This is a genomic window from Amycolatopsis sp. NPDC051716, from assembly GCF_040681595.1.
In the GTDB taxonomy this organism is placed as follows: domain Bacteria; phylum Actinomycetota; class Actinomycetes; order Mycobacteriales; family Pseudonocardiaceae; genus Amycolatopsis.
Genome location: NZ_JBFAZA010000001.1, coordinates 315,953 through 332,692, shown reverse-complemented (window position 1 = coordinate 332,692; position 16,740 = coordinate 315,953). Strand labels below are relative to the sequence as shown.

Sequence of the window (16,740 nt, the reverse complement as noted above, 5' to 3'; positions counted from 1 at the left end):
CGCGGGTGACAGCTGCAGCTCCCACGGATGCGGATCTGATAGCGGCTCACGCCGCGGGGGACCCTCATGCGTTCAGCGAACTCGTCCAGCGACATCGCGACCGCATGTGGGCGGTCGCGCTGCGCACGGTCCGCGACCCGGAAGAGGCCGCCGACGCGTTGCAGGACGCCTTCATCTCGGCGTTCCGCGCGGCCGGGAACTTCCGGGCGGAGTCGCAGGTCACGACGTGGCTGCACCGGATCGTGGTCAACGCCTGCCTCGACCGGATCCGCCGCCGCCAGGCGCGCCCGACCGTGCCGCTCCCGGAGACCGGCTTCAACGAGCCCGCCACGCCCCGCGACTCGATGGCCGAGCGGGAGACCAGCCTGCTCGTGCGCGAGGCGCTCGACCAGCTGCCCGAAGACCAGCGTGCCCCGATCGTGCTGGTCGACGTCGAGGGATACTCCGTCGCCGAGACGGCCAAGATGCTCGGCATCGCCGAGGGCACGGTGAAGAGCCGGTGCGCACGGGGCCGCGGGAAACTCGCGAAGGTTCTCGGGCACCTGCGGAACCCCGATGCGATTGCGAACGTCCCAACTCACGAAAGCAAACGGGCCGGGCGTCAGCCGGGTAGCGGGGAGGGACGATGACGGACGAAAGCCGGGGGATCGGGGGGACCATCGGTCCGCCCTGGTCTGTCGACGTGCTCGCCGACCTCCACGCCGGTGTCCTGGACGACACGCGCGCGGCGGAGCTCTGGCCGCTGGTCAACGCCGATCCCGAAGCCCGGGCGATCCTGGACGCCCTCGACGCCACCCAGGCCGACCTCGCGTCCCTGGCGGACGCGCCGGCCCCGCGGATGCCCGCGGAGTTCGCCGCCCGGCTGGACGCGGCGCTCGCCGCCGAAGCAGCGGCCGCCTTTCCCGGCCAGGCCGGTCCCCGGAGCGCCACGCAGGCACCGCGGCAGGCCGGGCCCGGGGACGCCCCGGTACTGGACCTCGCGGCGGCCCGGCGCCGCCGGAACAAGCGGCTCGGCTGGGCCGCCGGCGTCCTGACGGCGGCCGCGGCGGCGGTCGTCGCCGTGACCGTCGCGATCCCGGACACCGCGCAGCAGCCGGGCACCCCGAACGTGGCGGCCCCGGCGGGCCCCTCGGTCGGCAACGACGGCGCCGGCGCGCAGGCCCTGGTCGGCAAGGCGATCGGCGTCCGCGACTTCGGCCCGCTGCAGAACGAGGACCGCCTCGACGCCTGCATCGCGGCCGCCGGGCTGGACCCGAAGGTGCGCCCGGAGGGCATCCGCCCGGTGAACGTGGGCGGCAAGGCCGGGGTCATGATCATCCTGACCACCGGCAAGCTGGCCCAGTTCCGCCTGGTGGCCTTCGGCGCCGACTGCGGGCCGGGAAATCCGGCCGTGTTGTTCGACAAGGTCGTCGGGGAGAAGTAGCGGCTGTCACGGCTGGGAACATGGCCACCTACGATCGTGTTGAGCCTGGTACAGGTCACTACGAGCGGAGGTCACGGTGGCTGCCGAGGAAATCAGGAACCTGATCGTTGTCGGGTCGGGTCCTGCCGGATACACCGCTGCCGTCTACGCGGCGCGGGCCCAGCTGGAACCGCTGGTGTTCGAGGGCACGCAGTTCGGCGGCGCGCTGATGACGACGACCGAGGTCGAGAACTTCCCCGGGTTCCGCGACGGCATCATGGGTCCGGACCTGATGGAGGAGATGCGCAAGCAGGCCGAGCGCTTCGGCGCCGAGCTGCGCGCGGAGGACGTCGAGTCGCTGGAGCTGACCGGGGACGTCAAGTACGTCGTCGCGAACGGCAAGCGCTACGCCGCCCGCGCGGTCATCCTCGCCATGGGTGCCGCGGCGCGGTACCTGAACGTCCCGGGCGAGCAGGAACTGCTCGGCCGCGGTGTGTCGGCCTGTGCGACCTGTGACGGCTTCTTCTTCCGCGACCACGACATCGTGGTCGCCGGCGGTGGCGACTCGGCGATGGAGGAGGCGACCTTCCTGACGAAGTTCGCCAAGTCCGTCACCGTCGTCCACCGGCGTGACGAGTTCCGCGCCTCCAAGATCATGCTCGAGCGCGCCCGCGCGAACGAGAAGATCAAGTGGAAGCTGAACTCGCAGATCACCGGGGTGCTCGGTGACGGCAAGGTCGAAGGCCTGCAGCTGAAGGACACCAAGGACGGCTCCGAGTCGACGCTGGACGTGTCGGGCTTCTTCGTCGCGATCGGGCACGACCCCCGCAGCCAGCTGGTGAAGGGGCAGGTCGACGTGGACGAGGACGGCTACGTCGTCACCCAGGGCCGGACGTCGTACACGAACCTCGACGGTGTGTTCGCGGCCGGCGACCTGGTCGACCGCACCTACCGGCAGGCGATCACCGCCGCGGGTTCCGGGTGCACCGCCGCGATCGACGCGGAACGATGGCTCGCGGAGCACGGCGAATCGGACGCGCACGAGGCGCCCGAGCTCGTCGGCGGCGGGTACGGCGCGGGCACCAACTGACTTTCCGGCGTTCAACCACCCCTGAAGGAGAAACCATGGCCAACACCGTCAAGGTGACCGACGCGACGTTCGTCGACGAGGTCCTGACCAGCGAGAAGCCGGTCCTCGTCGACTTCTGGGCCACCTGGTGCGGACCGTGCAAGATGGTCGCCCCGGTGCTCGAGGAGATCGCGGCCGAGAACGGCGAGAAGCTGACCATCGCCAAGATCGACATCGACGAGAACCCGAACACGCCGCGTGACTACCAGGTGATGTCGATCCCGACGCTCATCCTGTTCCAGGGCGGCAAGCCGGTGAAGCAGATCGTGGGCGCGAAGCCGAAGGCCGCGCTGCTGTCGGACCTCGCCGACGTCCTCTGAACCGAACCAGCCCGGCGAACCCGGGGCCTGCGGGAACCCTCCTGCGGGCCCCGGGTTCGTTCGTCATTCGGGCTAATCTCAACGATGTTGCTTAATTGAGCGTGACAGCGGCCAGCGTGGGTACTCCACGAACGGGTTCTTGACGCACCTACCGGGCCTACGCTGTCACCCAGAGTTGGCAAGGCACAATAGAGGACCTGGGCTCGTCCCAGCGAAGGTTTTCCGAAATCCTGCCACGCACCGAGCCCCCGAATCCGGTGCCTGAGGAAGAGCGAGGAGTGCATGCGGGTACTCCGCCGCGGTGACGCCGGTCCGGACGTCGCCGAGATCAGGTCCATCCTGGCCGGGATGGACCTGCTCCCGCCGGTCACCGGTACCGACGACTACGACACGTTCGACGTCGCCGTGGAGCACGCCGTTCGTGCCTTCCAGCAGCGTCGTGGACTGATGACCGACGGCATCGTGGGTCCGGCTACGTTCCAGGCGCTCAAGGGCGCCAGCTACCACCTGGGCAGCCGCCCGCTGTCGTACATGATCGCCTCGCCCGTCCACGGCGACGACGTCTTCACCCTGCAGGAGCGGCTCACCGAGCTCGGCTTCGACTCCGGCCGCCCCGACGGCTACTTCGGCCCCCAGACCGAGCGCGCGCTCAAGACGTTCCAGCGCGACATGCGCCTGACGCCGGACGGCATGTGCGGTCCGGCGACCATCCGCGAGCTGCACCGCCTGTCCTCGCCGCGGGCCCGGGGCGGGCGCCCCGTGTTCCTGCGCGAGCAGGAGCAGGTGCGCCAGGCCGGGCCGCGGCTGCGCGGCAAGCGCATCGTGATCGACCCGGGCCACGGCGGCGACGACCTCGGCGTGGTCGCCGGCGGCCTGCGCGAGGCCGACATCGCGTGGGACCTCGCCCGCCGGCTCGAAGGCCGGATGAAGGCCGCCGGCATGGAGGCGCTGATCTCCCGCGGCCCGAACCAGAGCCCCACCGAGCTGGAGCGCGCCAAGTTCGCCAACGACGCGGGCGCCGACCTGTTCCTCTCGCTGCACAGCGACAAGAACGCCTCGCCGCGCGCGCAGGGCGTCGCGAGCTTCCACTTCGGCAACGGCAACGGCACGACGTCCACGGTGGGCGAGCTGCTGGCCGGCTTCATCCAGCGCGAGGTCGCGGCCCGCACGGGCCTGCAGGACAACCGCACGCACTACAAGTCGTGGGACATCTTCACCCGCACCCGCTGCCCGGCGGTCCGGATCGAAATCGGCTACCTGACGAACCCGGACGACGCCCGCAAGCTCGGCGACCCGGCGTTCCGCGACATCGTCGCGGAGGGCATCCTGATCGCCGTCAAGCGCCTGTACCTGCTCGGCGAAGGCGACCAGCCGACGGGCACGTTCACGTTCGCCGACGTCCTGGCACACGAGCTCGCGAAGGCCGAGTAGGGCCGACCACAACCCCTAGCGGCTCTCCTTCACCTGCCCCACCACCCCTGGGGACGCCACGCGCGCGTCCCCAGGTTTCGGGGTAGTTCTCCACAGGTTTTCCACCGCTCCTATCAGCGCTCTGTGGATAACTCGGCACTTCTTCCACAGTTGTGCACACCGGCGTTACGGCACGCCGAAGCGCAGGCGCAAACGTTTGCGGATGAGCGATCAGGCGCGGCCGAGGCTCGGCTCGGCGGTGGTGATGGTCACCTGGCCGAGCAGCCGCTCCAGGGCCGCCTCGACGTCTTCCTTCCAGGTGATCGCCGAACGCAGCTCGAGGCGCAGGCGGGGCCACTTCTGGTGCGGGCGGACCGTCTTGAAGCCCACGCTCTGCAGGAAGGCTGCCGGCAGCACACAGCTGTGGCCGCCGTCCGGGTCGGCTTCGTCGGGACGAGCGTCACCGAACGCCTCGATGGCGCGGACGCCGCGCTTGGTCAGGTCCTTGGCGACCGACTGGACGAGCATCCGGCCGAGGCCACCGCCGCGGAACTCCGGGAGCACCTGGAAGGCGGTCAGCAGGACGGCGTCGGCACTAGGCGGCGAGGTCGGGAAGGCCAGCGCGCGCGGGACGGCGTTCGGCGGGGCGTACAGCACGAACCCGACCGGCAGCGTGTCGCTGTAGACGATGCGGCCGCAGGAACCCCACTCGAGCAGCACGCTCGAGACCCAGGCTTCCTTCTCGACCTCGGTCGCGCCGAACTCCTCGGCCTGGTGCTTGAGGTGGGGGGCGAGCTCCCAGTACACGCACCGGCGACAGCTCTTCGGCAGGTGCTCCAGGTTGTCCAGTGTGACGCCCACGACGCGACGCGACACTCGCGACCTCCCTGACCTGCGCTCCCGACCGGCTGCCCCGCTCGTCAAGCCGCGCGAGATCCGCGGCACGAACACGAGAGCCATGGTCGAGGATAGGCCGATGTGACGAGCACCGAAAGGCCAGGGGGTCCTGATGGGTGCCCGGTTACACTCGATGGGATCTACCAGCTCCCGCGGGAGTGACCGTGTCCGCCTAGCCCCGGGTGAACGTCGATGACCGAGAACCGCCCCAGCAAGCCGCACAGTGGCCGACAAAACCCCAGCGGCCGCCAGAACCTTGACCCGCACCTCGAGCGGTACGCCGCCCGCACCGCGGGGATGACCGCCTCCGAGATCCGGGCGCTGTTCGCGGTGGCCAGCCGGCCCGAGGTGGTTTCGCTGGCCGGCGGCATGCCGAACCTGGCGGCCCTCCCGCTCGACACGCTGTCGGCGCAGGTGGCCGAGATCATCGCCGAAGACGGCCTGGTGGCGCTCCAGTACGGCTCGGCGCACGGCATCCCGGCGTTGCGCGAGCAGATCTGCGAGATCATGGCCCTGGAGGGCATCAAGGCGCACCCGGACGACGTCGTGGTGACCGTCGGCTCGCAGATGGGCCTGGACATGGTCACGCGGCTGTTCTGCGACCCGGGTGACGTCGTGATCGCCGAGGGCCCCTCGTACGTCGGCGCGCTGGGCTCGTTCGCCGCGTACCAGGCGCAGGTCGTGCACGTCGAGATGGACGCCAACGGCTTGGTGCCCGAGCTGCTGCGCGAGGCGCTCGACCGGACGGAGAAGGCCGGCCGCCGGGTCAAGTTCCTCTACACGATCCCGAACTTCCACAACCCCGCCGGCGTCACGCTGGCCGTCGAGCGCCGCGCGGAGATCCTGGAGATCTGCCGCACGCACGGCGTCCTGGTCGTCGAAGACAACCCGTACGGGTTGCTCGGCTTCGACGGGCAGACGTACCCGGCGCTGCGGTCGACGGATCCCGACAACGTCGTGTACCTCGGCTCGTTCTCGAAGACGTTCGCCTCCGGCCTGCGCGTCGGCTGGGTGCTCGCGCCGCACGCCGTGCGCGAGAAGCTCGTGCTCGCCGCGGAGTCGGCGACGCTGTGCCCGCCGACGTTCAACCAGATGATCGTCTCGCGCTACCTGGCCACGCACGACTGGAAGGGCCAGATCAAGAAGTTCCGCGAGAACTACCGCGACCGGCGTGACGCGATCCTCTCCGCGCTCGACCAGTACCTGCCCCCGGGCTGCTCGTGGACCAAGCCGGACGGGGGCTTCTACGTCTGGGTGACGGTGCCGGAAGGCGTCGACACGAAGGCGATGCTGCCGCGGGCGGTGACCGCCCGGGTGGCGTACGCGTCCGGAACCGGCTTCTACGCCGACGGGTTCGGCAGCCGCCAGATGCGGCTGTCCTACTGCTACCCGACGCCGGAGCGCATCCGGGAGGGCGTGCGGCGGCTGGCCGCGGTGCTCGAGTCCGAAATGGACCTCGCCCGCACCTTCGGTAACGTGAGCGCGCGCCAGATCCAGGGACCGCAGAACCCGTCCCCGGACACGGTCTAAATCTTCTTCTTCTAAGGAGTTCCTACGGTGGTCGACCGTACCGTTGCCGTGCTCGCCGGCGGGCTTTCGCACGAACGCGACGTCTCGCTGAGGTCCGGGCGCCGGCTCTCCGCGGCGCTCAAGTCCGAGGGCCTCGGCATCGAGGAGTGGGACACCGACGCCGGCCTGCTGGAGCGCCTGCGCACCCAGCGGCCGGACGCGGTCGTCGTCGCCCTGCACGGCGGCGAGGGCGAGAACGGCTCGGTGCAGACGGTCCTGGAGATGCTGGACGTGCCGTTCGTCGGCACCGGCTCCCAGGGCTGCCGCCGCGCGTGGGACAAGCCGACCGCGAAGGCGCTCATCGAGAACGCCGGGTTCACCACGCCGGGCTGGGTGGTTCTGCCGCACAGCACGTTCCGCGAGCTCGGCGCCCAGGCGGTGCTCGACGCGATGGTGGAGACGCTCGGCCTGCCACTGATCCTCAAGCCCGACCAGGGCGGCTCGGCGCTCGGCACGCAGGTGGTGCGCGAAGCGGCGGAACTGCCGGCGGCGATGGTCGGCTGCTTCGCCTACGGGGACACCGTGCTCGCCGAGCGGTTCGTGGACGGCGTCGAGGTGGCCGTGACGGTCATCGAGGGCGAGGACGGGCCCGAGGCCCTCCCCGCGGTCGAGATCGTCCCGGAGAGCGGCGTGTACGACTACACGGCCCGCTACACCGCCGGCCTGACCGACTTCTTCACCCCGGCCCGGCTCGACGACGCCGCGGCCAAGGCGGCGGCCGAACTCGCCGTCGCGGCGCACCGCGTCCTCGGGCTCCGCGACATCTCGCGGACCGACGCGATCGTCGCGGCGGACGGCACGGTGCACTTCCTGGAAGTGAACCCGTCGCCGGGTCTCACCGAGACGTCGACGGTACCGATGGCGATCGAGGCGGCGGGCAAGTCGCTCGGCACGGTGTTCGGCGAACTTATCGGGCGCGCGATTTCTCGCTGACCCTTCGCACACGAAAGGCCACTGCGGAACCTCCGCGGTGGCCTTTTTCGCGTTCGGGGCGATGATCACTTGCCGTGTCCGCCACGGCTGCGATGAGCAATCATCACCGTGACGAAACACCCTGGGGTGATCCCTAGTCGGTTTTCGGTGTCTGATTCGCCCCATTCGCGTCGATGATCGCGACGATGCGCTCGAGGTCGTCGACCGACCCGAACTCGAGCGTGATCCGGCCCTTGCGGCGGCCGAGGTCGACCTTCACGCGGGTGTCGAAGCGATCCGAGAGCCGGTTCGCGAGCTCCTGCAACCCCGGCGCCTGGATCGGCTTGCGCGGAGCGGGCTTCGGCTTGGCCGGCTTCTCGCTTTTCTTGAGCGTGACGGCTTCCTCGGTCGCCCGCACCGACATGCCCTCCGCGACGATGCGCGCGGCGAGCTCCTCCTGGCTTTCGGCGTCCTCCAGCGACAGCAGCGCCCGCGCGTGCCCCGCGGACAGGACGCCCGCGGCCACCCGGCGCTGCACCGGCAGGGGGAGCTTGAGGAGCCGGATCGTGTTGGTGATGACCGGCCGGCTGCGGCCGATCCGGCTCGCCAGTTCCTCGTGGGTGACCGCGAACTCGTCGAGCAGCTGCTGGTATGCGGCCGCCTCTTCGAGCGGGTTCAGCTGGACGCGGTGGATGTTCTCCAGCAGCGCGTCGCGCAGCATCGACTCGTCGGCGGTCTGCCGGACGATCGCCGGGATCGCCTCGAGCTCGGCCTGCTGCGAGGCGCGCAGCCGCCGCTCGCCCATGACGAGCTCGTACTCGTCGTTCCCCAGTTCGCGGACGACGATGGGCTGCATGAGCCCGAACGCGCGGATCGAGTGCTCGAGTTCGGCGAGCGCCTCTTCGTCGAAGACCTGGCGCGGCTGCTTCGGGTTCGGCTTGATCGAGCTGACGGGGATCTCGCGGTAGACCGCGCCGGCGACCTCACCGGCATGCTGCTGCGCTTGACCGTTCGCCGCGAACCAGCCCTTTTCCTCGGCCGCCTTCTTGTCCGCCGCCGTGTCGCCGGGTGCGGGCAGGGGACCACCACCGGTGGGTCCGGTCGGGATCAGGGCGGCGAGGCCGCGCCCCAGCCCTCCTCGACGCTCGGTCATGTCGAACTACCTTTCTCCATCTGCGCGCCGCGCTCGGCGATCTCCTTGGCCGCGTCGACGTAGCTCATCGCCCCGCGCGAACCGGGGTCGTAGGCGAGCACGGTCTGGCCGTACCCGGGTGCCTCGGACACCTTCACGCTGCGGGGGATGACGGTCTTCAGCACGGTGTCGCCGAAGTGGTTCCGCACCTCGTTCGTCACCTGGTCGGCCAGCTTGGTCCGGCCGTCGTACATGGTGAGGAGGATCGTCGAGACGCGGAGCTCGCGGTTGAGGTGCTGCTGCACGAGCTCGATGTTGCTCAGCAGCTGCCCGAGCCCTTCGAGCGCGTAGTACTCGCACTGGATCGGGATGAGCACCTCCTGCGCGGCGACCATCGCGTTGACCGTCAGCAGACCCAGCGACGGCGGGCAGTCGATGAGGACGTAGTCGACGCCGATCTCGTCGAGGATCTCCGAGGAGATGGCCTCCTTGAGCCGGGACTCGCGGGACGCCATCGAGACGAGCTCGATCTCGGCGCCGGCGAGGTCGATCGTCGCCGGGACGCAGAAGAGGTTGGGGGACTGCTCGGTCGGCTGGGCCGCTTCCGCGAGCGTCACCTCGCCGATGAGCACCTCGTAGATGGAGGGCGTCCCGGAGCGATGGTCGACGTCGAGCGCGGTGCTCGCGTTGCCCTGCGGGTCGAGGTCGACCACGAGCGTCTTGAGCCCGTGGACCGCGAGCGCGGCGGCGAGGTTGACCGTGCTGGTGGTCTTGCCCACGCCGCCCTTCTGGTTGGCCACCGTCATCACCCGGCGGCGACCGGGCCGGGGGAGCGACCCCTCCTTGGGGTGCAGCAGACGGGCGGCGCGGGCGGCTTCTTCGGCGATCGGCGTCCAGCCCACGTCGTGGCTGGTCTCCGTGGAGTCGGACGGCGGGGGATTCACCGGTCTCGACACCTCCTCCATCTAGACGTCTGGTCGGTGGTCGAGTCGCTTCGTTTCACGTGGAACATCGCGACCCGTTAACGCTTCCTGCTCCGCGCCTTCGGCTTGCTTGCTGTCGGCAGACGACGGATCTTCACGACCGTGCTGGGAACCTCGAGGACCGCCGCACCGCACTCGACGATGAGTGGATCGGCACCGCCGGCCTTGCGGATGGCGGCACCGTCCCGCTCGATCTCGTCCGCCGCACTGGCGCCCTTGAGGGCAACCAGGAAGCCATCGGGACGGACCAGCGGCAGGCACCAGTCCGCGAGACGAGCGAGCGGGGCGACCGCGCGAGCGGTGACGATGTCGGCGCCACCGAGCTGCTCACGCACAGGCGGCTCCTCCGCGCGTCCACGAACGATGGTGATCGGGAGTTCCAGCTTCTCGGCCACCTCGGCCAGCCAGTCCACCCGGCGGGCCATCGGTTCGAGCAAGACGATATCGAGGTCCGGTCGCGCGATTGCCAGCGGTACACCCGGAAGCCCCGCTCCCGACCCGACGTCGACGACGCGAGCGCCCGGCGGCATCTGCTCGCCGATCACCGCCGAGTTGAGCACGTGCCGCTCCCACAGCCGTTCGACTTCCCGCGGACCGATCAGCCCGCGCTCGACCCCATGCCGCTCCAGGAGTTCGACGTACCCGGCCGCTTGGTCGACGCGTTCACCGAACACTCGTCCCGCCGCGGCCCGCACGGTCTCCGCGGCCTCCTCCAAGCTCACTCCGCCTACTCCTCGTCCGCCGGTTTCACGTGAAACCGCGCTCGTTCGATTGTCCCCGATGAACCGGAGAAAACGAGCCGACAGTCCGCAGATGTGGACAACTCCACTCAGCCGGCCGCCGCCGCGGATCGTTCCACGTGAAACATCACGCGTGTAATTCGCTCGGACGAGGCGCCGCGTTGGCCAGCCGGATGCCACTGAACCCCAGCGAGCTCGAAGCGACCACGTCCACGAACAGCCACAGGCTGGGGAGCACCCACAGGTGGATCCCCGCCGACGCGTGGAGCGCGAACAGATCGCCGACCGGCTCCGGCGGGCCGAGCGGCTCCACCGGCGTCACCGCCACCATCGCGTGGGCGTGCTCACCGAACGGCCGGAACGCCGAAGCCGCGAAGCGGTACGCGAACAACCGGACCGTCCGCATCGCCTCGAGCCATCCGTACTCGATCGCGTGGACGCGGGAGCCGCCACCCGGACCGAGGAGCGCGCGATCCCGCTCCGCCGTCTCCGGCACCACCCAAGCCATCGCGCGCGGGCACTGCCGAGGGAACCAGTAGTCCGGCGCCCGCGCCGCGTCGACCGCCCAGACGTACGCCTCCGGCTGACGGGCCGTCGCGGCGACGTGCGGGGCGAAGCGGGTGATCGTCGGGTCCTCCGAGAAGTGCAGGACCTCTCCGGCTGCGGGGCGCATGGGCCACACCTAGCACACAAGAAAGCGGCCCCACCCGAACCAGTCGGATGGGGCCGCTCCAGAACAAGCGGGTCTCAGGACTCCGGGAAGATCACCACGCGGCGCTTCGGGTCCTCGCCCTCGCTCTCGCTCGTGACGCCCGAGACGGTCGCCACCGCGTCGTGGACCACCTTGCGCTCGAACGGGCTCATCGGCTGGAGCCGCACCCGCTCGCCGCTCTTCAGCACCGACTCCGCCGTCGAGCGGCCGAGCTCGCGCAGCTCCTCGCGGCGGTCCGCGCGCCAGCCCGCGATGTCCAGCATCAGCCGGCTGCGGGAGCCCGTCTCCTGCTGGACCGCCAGGCGGGTCAGCTCCTGCAGCGCCTCGAGCACCGTGCCCCGCGGGCCGACGAGCTTCTCGAGGTCCTCGCCGCCGTCGATGCTCACGATCGCGCGGCCGGCCTCCACGTCGAGGTCGATGTCACCGTCGTAGTCGAGCAGGTCCAGCAGGCGCTCGAGGTAGTCGCCGGCGATGTCACCCTCCTGAACGAGGATGTCGTCGCCACCTCCAGCCTTCTGCTCGCCCGCTTCTCCGTCGGCCGGGGTCACGTCGTCCTGATCGGCGTCGATCGTGTCGATCGTCTCCGACATCATTCGTCTCCTCTCCGAACCGGTCGCGCCTCAGCGGCGCTTCCGGCCCGACTTCCTGGTCGAGTCTTTGAGAAGGCCCGGCACGCCGGTGCCGTTGTCCTTCGAGCCGTTCTGGCCATTTGCGTCGGCGGGCGCCGGGTCCGCCACGGTCGCGCTGTCCGCCTTGGCAGCAGCAGCGGCGGCGGCCGCCTCCGCCGGCGTGGTCTGCGCGAAGCCGTGGGCCGAGCCCGCCTTCGTCACCTTCTTGGCCGAGCCGGTCTGGGCGGTCTGGTTCTTCTTCTGCTGGACCGGCTTCTGACCGACCTTCGGCGCGGTGGGCTTCTGGCCCGGCTTCGGGCCGAGCGTCGCGCGCTTCTCCGCGGCCTCCGCCTTGCGGGCCGCCTCTTCCTTGTCGATCTTCGTGTAGACGAGGCGCTGCTGCATCAGGGTCCAGCCGTTGTTCGCCAGCCAGTAGAAGAGGAGGCCGAGCGGGAACAGGGCACCGAAGACGAGGACACCGAGCGGGAAGATGTACATCGTCAGCTTGTTCATGATGGCGGTCTGCGGGGTGGCCGACGCGGCGTTCTGCCGGGCCACCGAGTGCCGCGCGGTGAGGTGCGTGGCGATCGACGCGACGATCATCAGCGGCAGCGCGACCGGGAGCACGCTCCAGTGGAAGCCGACGTTCGTGGCACCGCCGCTGACGACCCCGACACCGTTGTAGACCGCTTCACCGAGGTTGACGCCGAACAGCTTCGCGTTGACGTAGGACTCGACGTCGTGCTGGCTGAAGAAGTAGTTCTCGGTCTTCGGGCCGCCACCGGGCGGCGGCATCGTGAACGCGCGCAGGACGTGGTTCAGGCCGATGAACACCGGAATCTGGAGAAGCATCGGCAGGCAGCTGCCCAGCGGGTTGACGCCGTGCTCCTTCTGGAGCTTCTGCATCTCCGCGGCCTGGCGCTGCCGGTCGCTCGCGTACTTCTTCTGGATCTTCTTCATCTCCGGCGCGAAGTCCTGCATCTTCTTCATCGACCGGACCTGGTTCACGAACGGCTTGAACATGATGCCGCGGACCGTGAACGTCAGGAAGATGATGCCGAGGATCCAGGCGACCGCGGTCGATTCCCCGAAGACGAACCCGAAGACCTTGTGCCAACACCAGAGGATGAAGGACACGGGGTAGTAGATGAAATCGAGCACTGCTGCTACTCCTCGATCGGTGTTTCAGGTCTGCGGTGTCGCCACGAGAACGTCTCGGGCACGGGGTCACGGCCGGGTGGCGTCCACGGGCCGCAGCGCAGCAGCCGGCGCAACGCGAGGTAGGAGCCACGTCCGGCACCGTGCCGGGTGAGGGCTTCGACTGCGTACGCGCTGCAGCTCGGGTAGAACCGGCAAGCCGGCGGGAGGAAAGGCGAAATCGCCTTGCGGTAGAGCTTGATGGGAAGCAGCAGGACCCAGGCGACCGGGCCGGGCCGCGGCGGCTCGGCGACGTCGTCATCGAGGTGGTCGTGCGCTGGGTCGTGCTCGGGGGTGGCTCGCATGCCGGTCACACCGCTGATCCGTGGTCGGGGGTCGCGTCCGCGGGACGCGTCGGGCGGGGGACATCCCCGGCCGGACGGCGCGACGACAGTAGCCCCAGCCGACGCAACGCGGCGTCGAGATCGGATCCGAGCTCGGCGCTGGAAGCGGTCGACGACGGCGGCAATGCCCGTACGACCAACGCGGTACCGGCGGGCAGTGTTCCGAGCCTGGCCGAAACGAGATGACGCAACCGGCGGCTGACGCGGTGGCGGACCACCGAGTTGCCGACGGCCTTGCTCACCACAAAACCCGCCCTGGCCGCCGGCTGCACAGTGTCATCGGACTGCACAGCGTCGGCGGCCCCGGACGGGTCCGTGGTCAGCGCGTGGACGACGAGGCGGCGCCTGCCTGCCCGGGACCCGCGACGGAGAACCACGCGGAAGTCCTCACTCCGCCGCAAGCGTGCGGCAGCCGGCAGCACGGCGCGCCTCGGCCGGCGATCAGGCGGACAGCGCGCCGCGGCCCTTGCGACGGCGGGCCGCCAGGATGGCCCGGCCGGCGCGGGTCCGCATGCGCAGGCGGAACCCGTGGACCTTCGCGCGGCGGCGGTTGTTCGGCTGGAAGGTGCGCTTACCCTTGCTCACTGCTTCTCCTGTGTCTCGCGTTGTCCGTGTTCCCGCTCGCCGGAAGCAGAATTACTTCTTCCACCTGGCGTGTCGTGCGGGCGCACGGCAGTCTCTGGTGTCTCCTACCAACGTGTGGCCTCGTCACGACGAGCGACGACAACGTGGGCACGCGAAACGCACCCGTCGCATACGGGAGACCTTACGAGGGTACGCACCCCCGTCGGGCGGCCGGTAAGCACCCCCTCGGCCACGGTACGCGACCGGCCGGCACACCCGCGGAGTTCGACGCCGTGACACCGAATGGCAACGGGCCGTGCACCGTGAAATGCTGGCCGCCCAGGATGCCTTGTGGCCACGAGCGGGGCTTGTTAGCGTGCCTCTCTCGGGTCACCGGTCGAGGTGCACGAGTATCCGGGTGGTGGAGTGCCCACCGGCGTACGACGAGCCCGCAGGTGGTAGCGCCGCGGGTCGCCGTACATTAGTGCACAGCTGTGGACAACTATGTGGATATTCGCTGTGCCGGTGCGCGGACAGGTCTCCTGTGATCGCCGGGTGGAGTGACCGGGGAGTGCCGGGGCCGGTTCGGCCGTCCACGCCGACGAGGGGAGGGGAGCCAGACAGGTGTCGGATCACCAGCACAATCTGGGTGTCATCTGGGAACAGGTGGTACGCGAACTGTCCGACGGGACCCTGTCCCCCCAGCAGCGCGCCTGGATGCGCGTGACCCGTCCGATCGGCCTGCTCGACGGCACGGCGCTCCTGGCGGCGCCCAGCGACTTCGCGAAGGAAGCGATCGAACGCGGGCTGCGCGGCGCGATCACCGACGCACTCTCCCGGCGGCTCGGCCGCGCCATCTCGCTCGCGGTGAAGGTCGACAGCGCCGAGGCCGTCGCTCCGGCGCCCGCGCCCCACTACGCGCCGTCACCCGGCCGAGTGGAAAACGGCGCGAGTCCCGAACCGGCCCCGCCGATGCCGGCCAACGGCGCGCCGATGATGCCGCCGCCACGGCCCGCCGAACCCCCGCAGCCGAGGCCGCCGATGCCGATGCCGGCGCACCAGGCCGGCGCGCCGAAACCGGACGACGGCGACGACACCGACGAAGAAGTCGACGAAGAGGGCGAAGCGCTCGCCGCGGTCCACGAGATCTGGCCGACGTTCTCCGGCCAGCCGATCGCCGGCCAGCCGTACACCGCGCCGGCGCAGCCGCAGACGTCGAAGACGAAGCTGAACGAGAAGTACACCTTCGACACGTTCGTCATCGGCGCGTCCAACCGCTTCGCGCACGCGGCCGCGGTCGCCGTCGCCGAAGCGCCCGCCCGCGCGTACAACCCGCTTTTCATCTGGGGCGAGTCCGGGCTCGGCAAGACGCACCTGCTGCACGCGGTCGGCCACTACGCGCAACGGCTCTTCCCCGGCATGCGCGTCCGGTACGTCTCGACCGAAGAGTTCACCAACGACTTCATCAACTCGCTGCGCGACGACCGCAAGGTCGCCTTCCAGCGGCGCTACCGCGACATCGACATCCTGCTCGTCGACGACATCCAGTTCCTGGAAGGCAAAGAAGGTACGCAGGAAGAGTTCTTCCACACCTTCAACACCCTCCACAACGCGAACAAGCAGATCGTCGTCAGCTCCGACCGCCCGCCCAAGCGCCTCGAGACGCTGGAGGACCGGCTGCGGACGCGGTTCGAGTGGGGCCTCATCACCGACATCCAGCCGCCCGAGCTCGAGACGCGCATCGCGATCCTCCGCAAGAAGGCGGCGCAGGACAGGCTGGCGGTGCCCGGCGACGTCCTGGAGTTCATCGCCTCGCGCGTCGAGGCGAACATCCGGGAGCTCGAAGGCGCGCTGATCCGGGTCACGGCGTTCGCGTCGCTGAACCAGCAGCCGGTGGACGCCGCGCTGGCGGAGATCGTGCTGCGGGACCTGATCCCCGACTCCCACGCCCCGGAGATCACCGCGCCCACCATCATGGGCGTCATCTCCGAGTTCTTCGACGTGACGCTGGACGACCTGTGCGGCCCCGGCAAGACGAAGGCGCTCGCCACGTCCCGCCAAATCGCGATGTACCTCTGCCGCGAGCTGACCGACATGTCGCTGCCGAAGATCGGGCAGACGTTCGGCGGCCGCGACCACACGACGGTCATGCACGCGGACAAGAAGATCCGCAAGGAGATGGCCGAGCGCCGGCGGATCTACGACCAGGTGCAGGAGCTGACCTCGCGCATCAAGCAGCGCGCCCGCCAGTAGCACATCCCTTATCTCCCAACGACTTCGGGGCGTCCACTCACTGTGGACGCCCCTTTTGTCGTCAGTGGACACCGCCGTCGGTGGACACAGTCGCCTTTGGAGTGTCCGAAGCACGCGTACGCCCGCGAAGCAGCGAAGGCGTGTACGCGTGCTTCGCCAAAGTCGCGAAAATTGTTTGTACACAAGGGGTTTTCCCCACCGTGTGGGCGGATTGCCCACAGTGCCAACGGATCTCCCACCAGCGAAGACACGAATTCCCTCCACATCCCGCCCACAGGCGATCCACAGCGCATCCACACCCTTGTCCACGCTGATTCCACAGGTTGCCCACATGATGTGCACAGGAGGAGCCGATCACTCGGAAGAGGGGTTCGGACCCCGTCCGGTACCCCCAGACCCTGGGTACAAATCGCCCCACACCTGGGGACAACTGTGGGGACAACCGGGCCCGATTGTGGACGGATCGGCCGTCGCCCGAAACCATCCACGGACGGCCCGATCTACCCACAGGTCTGCCACCACGGTTCTCCACACGCCCGCGAGCGGTCCGACCTGCGCAAACGAGCTC

At 69.6% G+C, this 16,740-nt stretch carries 18 protein-coding genes; 8 read left to right on the top strand and 10 right to left on the bottom strand.

The window, feature by feature from the left end:
* The first annotated feature begins 5 nt into the window (after nt 1-5).
* The 5 genes from sigM to AB0M30_RS01640 all read left to right on the top strand — a co-directional run bounded on the left by sigM (nt 6) and on the right by AB0M30_RS01640 (nt 4,282).
* Entirely contained in the window at nt 6-629 is a 624-nt protein-coding gene (gene sigM / locus AB0M30_RS01660) for an RNA polymerase sigma factor SigM (RefSeq protein WP_034284380.1), read from the top strand.
* Nucleotides 626-1,423, top strand: coding sequence for a hypothetical protein (locus tag AB0M30_RS01655; protein ID WP_364578532.1), 798 nt, complete (start codon nt 626-628; stop codon nt 1,421-1,423). The genes sigM and AB0M30_RS01655 overlap by 4 nt, the downstream gene beginning before the upstream one ends.
* A 76-nt stretch (nt 1,424-1,499) precedes the next feature.
* Nucleotides 1,500-2,492, top strand: a complete 993-nt coding sequence (gene trxB, locus AB0M30_RS01650; protein ID WP_364578530.1) for a thioredoxin-disulfide reductase — start codon at nt 1,500-1,502, stop codon at nt 2,490-2,492.
* 35 nt (nt 2,493-2,527) lie between these two features.
* Nucleotides 2,528-2,851 (top strand): thioredoxin, encoded by a 324-nt coding sequence (trxA, locus tag AB0M30_RS01645; protein WP_003082899.1) that lies wholly within the window; start codon nt 2,528-2,530, stop codon nt 2,849-2,851.
* A 282-nt stretch (nt 2,852-3,133) separates the two neighbouring features.
* A complete protein-coding gene (locus tag AB0M30_RS01640) occupies nt 3,134-4,282 on the top strand; it encodes an N-acetylmuramoyl-L-alanine amidase (protein WP_364578528.1) in 1,149 nt (382 codons plus the stop codon).
* A 210-nt stretch (nt 4,283-4,492) separates the two neighbouring features.
* Here AB0M30_RS01640 and AB0M30_RS01635 read toward each other — a convergent pair whose 3' ends face one another.
* Nucleotides 4,493-5,137 carry a GNAT family N-acetyltransferase gene (locus AB0M30_RS01635; RefSeq protein WP_364578525.1) on the bottom strand — a complete coding sequence of 215 codons (645 nt, stop codon included), beginning with the start codon at nt 5,135-5,137 and terminating at the stop codon, nt 4,493-4,495.
* 213 nt (nt 5,138-5,350) lie between these two features.
* Here AB0M30_RS01635 and AB0M30_RS01630 point away from each other — a divergent pair, with 213 nt between their 5' ends.
* Nucleotides 5,351-6,688, top strand: coding sequence for a PLP-dependent aminotransferase family protein (locus AB0M30_RS01630; protein ID WP_364578522.1), 1,338 nt, complete (start codon nt 5,351-5,353; stop codon nt 6,686-6,688).
* 27 nt (nt 6,689-6,715) lie between these two features.
* Entirely contained in the window at nt 6,716-7,660 is a 945-nt protein-coding gene (locus tag AB0M30_RS01625) for a D-alanine--D-alanine ligase (protein ID WP_364578519.1), read from the top strand.
* A 133-nt stretch (nt 7,661-7,793) separates the two neighbouring features.
* On the opposite strand, the gene AB0M30_RS01620 is transcribed toward AB0M30_RS01625, so the two are convergent.
* From AB0M30_RS01620 to rpmH, 9 genes are all read right to left on the bottom strand, one after another.
* Nucleotides 7,794-8,792, bottom strand: a complete 999-nt coding sequence (locus AB0M30_RS01620; protein WP_364578516.1) for a ParB/RepB/Spo0J family partition protein — start codon at nt 8,790-8,792, stop codon at nt 7,794-7,796.
* Nucleotides 8,789-9,736, bottom strand: coding sequence for a ParA family protein (locus tag AB0M30_RS01615; RefSeq protein ID WP_233225932.1), 948 nt, complete (start codon nt 9,734-9,736; stop codon nt 8,789-8,791). Before AB0M30_RS01615 ends, AB0M30_RS01620 begins: the two co-directional genes overlap by 4 nt.
* Before the next feature lie 56 nt (nt 9,737-9,792).
* Nucleotides 9,793-10,476 (bottom strand): 16S rRNA (guanine(527)-N(7))-methyltransferase RsmG, encoded by a 684-nt coding sequence (rsmG, locus tag AB0M30_RS01610; protein ID WP_103340217.1) that lies wholly within the window; start codon nt 10,474-10,476, stop codon nt 9,793-9,795.
* A gap of 145 nt (nt 10,477-10,621) precedes the next feature.
* Nucleotides 10,622-11,167 (bottom strand): DUF6886 family protein, encoded by a 546-nt coding sequence (locus AB0M30_RS01605; RefSeq protein ID WP_364578512.1) that lies wholly within the window; start codon nt 11,165-11,167, stop codon nt 10,622-10,624.
* A gap of 74 nt (nt 11,168-11,241) precedes the next feature.
* The gene (locus AB0M30_RS01600) at nt 11,242-11,796 is read right to left on the bottom strand and encodes a R3H domain-containing nucleic acid-binding protein (RefSeq protein WP_014467902.1); all 555 of its coding nucleotides are present in this window, start codon (nt 11,794-11,796) and stop codon (nt 11,242-11,244) included.
* A 30-nt stretch (nt 11,797-11,826) separates the two neighbouring features.
* On the bottom strand, nt 11,827-12,975 hold the full coding sequence (gene yidC, locus AB0M30_RS01595; protein WP_364578509.1) for a membrane protein insertase YidC: 1,149 nt from the start codon (nt 12,973-12,975) through the stop codon (nt 11,827-11,829).
* Nucleotides 12,976-12,980: 5 nt separating this feature from the next.
* Nucleotides 12,981-13,316, bottom strand: a complete 336-nt coding sequence (gene yidD, locus AB0M30_RS01590; RefSeq protein WP_103340380.1) for a membrane protein insertion efficiency factor YidD — start codon at nt 13,314-13,316, stop codon at nt 12,981-12,983.
* A 5-nt stretch (nt 13,317-13,321) separates the two neighbouring features.
* A complete protein-coding gene (gene rnpA / locus AB0M30_RS01585; protein WP_364578506.1) occupies nt 13,322-13,777 on the bottom strand; it encodes a ribonuclease P protein component in 456 nt (151 codons plus the stop codon).
* Between the two features lie 19 nt (nt 13,778-13,796).
* Nucleotides 13,797-13,940, bottom strand: coding sequence for a 50S ribosomal protein L34 (rpmH, locus tag AB0M30_RS01580; RefSeq protein WP_103340210.1), 144 nt, complete (start codon nt 13,938-13,940; stop codon nt 13,797-13,799).
* Between the two features lie 603 nt (nt 13,941-14,543).
* Here rpmH and dnaA point away from each other — a divergent pair.
* On the top strand, nt 14,544-16,172 hold the full coding sequence (gene dnaA / locus AB0M30_RS01575) for a chromosomal replication initiator protein DnaA (RefSeq protein WP_364578503.1): 1,629 nt from the start codon (nt 14,544-14,546) through the stop codon (nt 16,170-16,172).
* Nucleotides 16,173-16,740 lie beyond the last annotated feature (568 nt).